The following is a 1,239-nucleotide window of genomic DNA, read 5'->3' as shown; positions in this document are numbered from 1 at the left end:
CCGCCACTCTCTTTTGGTTTTTGGGTTTTACAAACCTCACCTTGATCGTCTCTGCAATGGCATACTGAAGGTAACAAACAGGTATGCAAATCACCAATGCATCTGCGCTAAACCTTGTAATAACCCTATCTACCTTTATTTATAGGCAGGACAACCTAATCAATGCTGATGTATACAGTTGAAATCACCCTCAAAAACAACCCGATCGCTTTGTCTGTGCAGCGCAAGGAGCAAGAAAATGCTGAGGCGCTTTATCGTGAGATTGCTAGTGCGATCGCTGACGGTAACACCAAAATCTTGGAATTAACCTGCGAAAAACAAGAAGGCAAGAAAATTTCAGTACTTGTTGGCGAGATCTCCGCCGTACAGGTTTCTGAGAAATCAGGGGCTTCTGCGAATATGGGCGCAGGCTTTATCCGTGGCTAATCATTAAACATGCTTGTCGCACGCTCAGCGTGCGACAAGCATGTTCGTATCTTCTGTAATTACCTGCAATTAATAATGCCCACTGATCAATCTGTAACCACCGCTATTAGTGTTCGCGATCTTAACTTTGCGTGGGCATCGGGCGAAACCGTCCTCGATCACTGCAATTTATCTGTCCCAAAAGGGGAATTTTGGATGCTGTTAGGTACTAACGGCAGTGGCAAATCAACTTTACTCAGGTTACTAGCAGGCTTGCTCAAACCTAAGTCTGGCGATATTGAGATCGGTGCTCGCATTGGATTTGTATTCCAAAACCCCGATCATCAATTGGTAATGCCCACCGTTGGTGCAGATATAGCCTTTGGCTTAGCGTCAGAAAATCTTTCCTACATCGAAACTCTGCATCGAGTTAAAGAATCACTTAGCGCCGTTAACCTAGAGCAAATGATTCGCCGCCCCATCTACGCTCTCAGTGGTGGTCAAAAGCAGAGGGTTGCGATCGCTGGTGCGATCGCGCGTCATGCCGAAATTTTATTATTAGATGAACCAACTGCTTTATTAGATGGAGAAAATCAGCTCGATCTAGTCGCCTCAGTCCGCGATTTGGTTAAGCAAAAAAATCTGACCGCTTTATGGGTAACTCATCGATTGAATGAGCTTGATTATGCTGATGGTGCGTTTTTATTGGAGCGTGGTCAGGTCATTGACAAAGGCGATCCGATGCGTTTAAAGCAAGTGTTATTAGAAAAAAGTTAAGTTCATAGGACTTAGGGACTTACGCAAAATAATTGAACCCAAAAATATGGCGGCGGG

General features: G+C 44.6%; 2 protein-coding genes. Both read left to right on the top strand.

The features are described from left to right. Positions 1-168 precede the first annotated feature (168 nt). A complete protein-coding gene (locus tag APA_RS05495; RefSeq protein ID WP_201321307.1) occupies positions 169-426 on the top strand; it encodes a hypothetical protein in 258 nt (85 codons plus the stop codon). Between the two features lie 75 nt (positions 427-501). Next, a complete protein-coding gene (locus APA_RS05490) occupies positions 502-1,182 on the top strand; it encodes an ABC transporter ATP-binding protein (RefSeq protein WP_103666354.1) in 681 nt (226 codons plus the stop codon). The last annotated feature ends 57 nt before the right edge of the window (positions 1,183-1,239 follow it).

Source organism: Pseudanabaena sp. lw0831, from assembly GCF_016584665.1.
Lineage (GTDB): Bacteria > Cyanobacteriota > Cyanobacteriia > Pseudanabaenales > Pseudanabaenaceae > Pseudanabaena.
Note: the sequence above shows the minus strand (reverse complement) of the source record. Positions and strands in the feature narration are given on the sequence as shown.